The following is a 5,485-nucleotide window of genomic DNA, read 5'->3' as shown; positions in this document are numbered from 1 at the left end:
GGAAATGCCTGTGGCCCCCAATTGTTTTGGGGGCCACAGGGCTTTATGTTGTGTTCGGCGGTGTCCTACTTTTCCACCCGGGTGGGCAGTATCATCGGCGCTGACAGGCTTAGCTTCCGGGTTCGGGATGGGACCGGGCGTTTCCCTGTCGCTATGTCCGCCGTAACTCTATTTATTTTTGTTGGTGGGCCGGGCCCCTCTTTTTTTGGAGGGGTGGGTGGTCCACCGGGTCACCAAAGTGTGTGTTTGGTGGTGGGGTGTGGGTTTACAGAGTTTTGTGGTGTGGTTGCGGGCAACACTTTTGTTTAGTGTGTGTTGGTAAGTTTTCGGCCGGTTAGTGCCAGTTCCCTCCACACCTTGCGGTGCTTCCAGGTCTGGTCTATCGATCCCGTGGTCTGCGGGGGGCCTTATCCCTCTAAAAGGGTGAGAATCCTGGTCTTGGAGTGGGTTTCCCGCTTAGATGCTTTCAGCGGTTATCCTGTCCGAACGTGGCCATCCAGCCGTGCTCCTGGTGGAACAACTGGTATACCAGAGGTTCGTCCGTCCCGGTCCTCTCGTACTAGGGACAGGTTTCCTCAAGATTCTGACGCGCGCGGCGGATAGAGACCGAACTGTCTCACGACGTTCTAAACCCAGCTCGCGTGCCGCTTTAATGGGCGAACAGCCCAACCCTTGGGACCTGCTCCAGCCCCAGGATGCGACGAGCCGACATCGAGGTGCCAAACCATCCCGTCGATATGGACTCTTGGGGAAGATCAGCCTGTTATCCCCGGGGTACCTTTTATCCGTTGAGCGACACCCCTTCCACTCGGGGGTGCCGGATCACTAGTCCCGACTTTCGTCCCTGTTTGACGTGTCAGTCTTACAGTCAAGCTCCCTTGTGCACTTACACTCAACACCTGATTGCCGTCCAGGTTGAGGGAACCTTTGGGCGCCTCCGTTACATTTTAGGAGGCAACCGCCCCAGTTAAACTACCCACCAGGCACTGTCCCTGAACCAGCTTCATGGTTCGAGGTTAGAGGTCCAATACGATCAGAGTGGTATTTCAACAACGACTCCACCCACACTGGCGTGCGGGTTTCACAGTCTCCCACCTATCCTACACAAACCGCATCGAACATCAATACCAAGCTATAGTGAAGGTCCCGGGGTCTTTTCGTCCTGCCGCGCGTAACGAGCATCTTTACTCGTAATGCAATTTCGCCGAGTCTATGGTTGAGACAGTTGAGAAGTCGTTACGCCATTCGTGCAGGTCGGAACTTACCCGACAAGGAATTTCGCTACCTTAGGATGGTTATAGTTACCACCGCCGTTTACTGGGGCTTAAATTCTCAGCTTCACCCCGAAGGGTTAACCGGTCCTCTTAACCTTCCAGCACCGGGCAGGCGTCAGTCCGTATACATCGTCTTGCGACTTCGCACGGACCTGTGTTTTTAGTAAACAGTCGCTTCTCACTGGTTTCTGCGACCCCCTCCCGCTGCCGGCCGCGAAGGCCATGACGGTATGAGGGTCCCCCTTCTCCCGAAGTTACGGGGGTATTTTGCCGAGTTCCTTAACCATAGTTCACTCGTACGCCTTGGTATTCTCTACCTGACCACCTGTGTTGGTTTGGGGTACGGGCCGTGTGCGTGCTCGCTAGAGGCTTTTCTCGACAGCATAGGATCACCGAATTCGCCACAATTGGCTATGCATCACCTCTCGGAATATATGAGACCCGGATTTGCCTAGATCTCTTCCTACCGGCTTACCCCAGTACTACCACTGACTGGTACGGCTACCTTCCTGCGTCACCCCATCGCTTGACTACTACCCATCCGGGTCCCACGCAGCCGGCGAACGCCCTCTCCCCGAAGGGATCAGATCATCCACCATTTGGGTGGTTAGCAGAATGGATTCATCAGGGACGCCCACACACGGGTACGGGAATATCAACCCGTTGTCCATCGACTACGCCTGTCGGCCTCGCCTTAGGTCCCGACTCACCCTGGGAGGACTGGCCTGGCCCAGGAACCCTTGGTCTTTCGGCGGGCAAGGTTCTCACTTGCCTCATCGCTACTCATGCCTGCATTCTCGCTCCCACACCCTCCACCACTAGATCACTCTGTGGCTTCACCGGATGCAGGACGCTCCCCTACCCAATACTTACGTATTGCCGCGGCTTCGGCGGTGTGCTTGAGCCCCGCTACATTATCGGCGCACAATCACTTGACCAGTGAGCTATTACGCACTCTTTCAAGGGTGGCTGCTTCTAAGCCAACCTCCTGGTTGTCTTCGCGACTGCACATCCTTTTCCACTTAGCACACGCTTTGGGGCCTTAGCCGGCGATCTGGGCTGTTTCCCTCTCGACGCACGGAGCTTATCCCCCGCCGTCTCACTGCCACGCTTACACTCACCGGCATTCGGAGTTTGGCTGACGTCAGTAACCTAGTAGGGCCCATCGGCCATCCAGTAGCTCTACCTCCGGTGAGAAACACGCAACGCTGCACCTAAATGCATTTCGGGGAGAACCAGCTATCACGGAGTTTGATTGGCCTTTCACCCCTACCCACAACTCATCCCCTCAGTCTTCAACCTAAGTGGGTTCGGGCCTCCACGCGGTCTTACCCGCGCTTCACCCTGGCCATGGGTAGATCACTCCGCTTCGGGTCCACAACACGCCACTACACCAGCCCCACTGGACTGGATACGCCCTATTCAGACTCGCTTTCGCTACGGCTACCCCACCCGGGTTAACCTCGCGACGTGCCGGTGACTCGCAGGCTCATTCTTCAAAAGGCACGCCATCACCCCACCCCAAAGGGAAGGCTCTGACGGATTGTAGGCACATGGTTTCAGGTACTATTTCACTCCCCTCCCGGGGTACTTTTCACCATTCCCTCACGGTACTCGTCCGCTATCGGTCATCGAGAAGTATTCAGGCTTACCGGGTGGTCCCGGCAGATTCACAGCAGATTCCACGGGCCCGCTGCTACTCGGGAAATCATTGCAAGGCAGGTATCGGGTTTTCACGTACCGGGCTCTCACCGTCTACGGCAGACCATCCCAGGCCACTTCCGCTAACCACAACACTTTCTCACTGCCCTCCAGGCAAGGTAGACCCGGACACAACACTCCCACAACCCCGCACACACAACCCCTACCCGGTATCACATGCATACGGTTTAGCCATCCTCCGCTTTCGCTCGCCACTACTCACGGAATCACAATTGTTTTCTCTTCCTACGGGTACTGAGATGTTTCACTTCCCCGCGTTACCTCCCCACCGGCTATACATTCACCGGAGGGTGACACGACATCACTCGTGCCGGGTTTCCCCATTCGGACATCCTCGGATCCACGCTCGGTTGACAGCTCCCCGAGGCATATCGCAGCCTCCCACGTCCTTCATCGGCTCTCGATGCCAAGGCATCCACCATGCGCCCTTAAACACTTACAAACACAAAAACCAAAAAACAAAAATTGCAAAAACAAACAGACCCACAGGCCTGCTTGCTAGATGCTCGCAACCACTATCCACAAAACAAACACCACACCCCACCACCAAGATGGAGCGACAACAACACCCACCCCCACAAGGGGCGAAAAACGGGCCTGTTGCCTCAGGACCCAACAGTGTGCCCAGGACAAACCCGGCCAACGCCACCCCCGAAGAGGCCACGCTGGTTGATGATCTCGAAAAGTTCGTTGCTGCTCAAAAAATTTCTGCACCACCGACCACCCACTACAGGCGCCGGCGCAAACTATCCCAACCATCGGATCCCACAGGCGTGGGGACGGGGGAAAAATGGTGCTCCTTAGAAAGGAGGTGATCCAGCCGCACCTTCCGGTACGGCTACCTTGTTACGACTTCGTCCCAATCGCCGATCCCACCTTCGACGGCTCCCTCCCAAGGGTTAGGCCACCGGCTTCGGGTGTTACCGACTTTCATGACGTGACGGGCGGTGTGTACAAGGCCCGGGAACGTATTCACCGCAGCGTTGCTGATCTGCGATTACTAGCGACTCCGACTTCATGGGGTCGAGTTGCAGACCCCAATCCGAACTGAGACCGGCTTTAAAGGATTCGCTAACCCTCACGGGATCGCAGCCCTTTGTACCGGCCATTGTAGCATGTGTGAAGCCCTGGACATAAGGGGCATGATGACTTGACGTCATCCCCACCTTCCTCCGAGTTGACCCCGGCAGTCTCTCACGAGTCCCCACCATAACGTGCTGGCAACATGAGACAAGGGTTGCGCTCGTTGCGGGACTTAACCCAACATCTCACGACACGAGCTGACGACAGCCATGCACCACCTGCACACAGGCCACAAGGGAACCGATATCTCTACCGGCGTCCTGTGCATGTCAAACCCAGGTAAGGTTCTTCGCGTTGCATCGAATTAATCCACATGCTCCGCCGCTTGTGCGGGCCCCCGTCAATTCCTTTGAGTTTTAGCCTTGCGGCCGTACTCCCCAGGCGGGGTACTTAATGCGTTAGCTACGGCACGGATCCCTAAAGGAAGGAAACCCACACCTAGTACCCACCGTTTACGGCGTGGACTACCAGGGTATCTAATCCTGTTCGCTCCCCACGCTTTCGCTCCTCAGCGTCAGTTACTGCCCAGAGACCCGCCTTCGCCACCGGTGTTCCTCCTGATATCTGCGCATTCCACCGCTACACCAGGAATTCCAGTCTCCCCTACAGTACTCCAGTCTGCCCGTATCGCCCGCACGCCCACAGTTGAGCTGTGAGTTTTCACGGACAACGCGACAAACCACCTACGAGCTCTTTACGCCCAGTAATTCCGGACAACGCTCGCACCCTACGTATTACCGCGGCTGCTGGCACGTAGTTGGCCGGTGCTTCTTCTGTACCTACCGTCACCCCCAGAAAAATCCAGGAGCTTCGCCGATACTGAAAGAGGTTTACAACCCGAAGGCCGTCATCCCCCACGCGGCGTCGCTGCATCAGGCTTGCGCCCATTGTGCAATATTCCCCACTGCTGCCTCCCGTAGGAGTCTGGGCCGTATCTCAGTCCCAGTGTGGCCGGACACCCTCTCAGGCCGGCTACCCGTCGTCGCCTTGGTAGGCCATCACCCCACCAACAAGCTGATAGGCCGCGGGCCCATCCCACACCGCAAAAGCTTTCCACCACAGAACATGCATCCCATGGTCCTATCCGGTATTAGACCCAGTTTCCCAGGCTTATCCCAGAGTGCAGGGCAGATCACCCACGTGTTACTCACCCGTTCGCCACTCGAGTACCCCCGAAAGGGCCTTTCCGTTCGACTTGCATGTGTTAAGCACGCCGCCAGCGTTCGTCCTGAGCCAGGATCAAACTCTCCAAACAAAAAACGTTCAGAAAAATCCTGAAAACATCAGTTCCGAAAAACCGACAAAAAACAACACCACACCCCCAACACGGGGCGCCAAGGATGCGGCAAAAACAACAACAAACAAAAACCACCAAACACACTATTGAGTTCTCAAACAACACGCCC

The 5,485-nt window shown here is 56.3% G+C and carries 3 rRNA genes; all 3 read right to left on the bottom strand.

Annotated features, from left to right (window positions below):
• Window positions 1-52: 52 nt before the first annotated feature.
• Window positions 53-165 (bottom strand): 5S ribosomal RNA (gene rrf, locus AWC24_RS00455).
• A gap of 149 nt (window positions 166-314) precedes the next feature.
• Window positions 315-3,438 (bottom strand): 23S ribosomal RNA (locus AWC24_RS00450).
• Between the two features lie 362 nt (window positions 3,439-3,800).
• Window positions 3,801-5,334, bottom strand: a 16S ribosomal RNA gene (locus AWC24_RS00445).
• The 16S, 23S and 5S rRNA genes sit together here, the layout of an rRNA operon.
• Between the last annotated feature and the right edge of the window lie 151 nt (window positions 5,335-5,485).

This window comes from Mycolicibacter senuensis, assembly GCF_002101885.1.
GTDB lineage: Bacteria > Actinomycetota > Actinomycetes > Mycobacteriales > Mycobacteriaceae > Mycobacterium > Mycobacterium senuense.
Note: the sequence above shows the minus strand (reverse complement) of the source record. Positions and strands in the feature narration are given on the sequence as shown.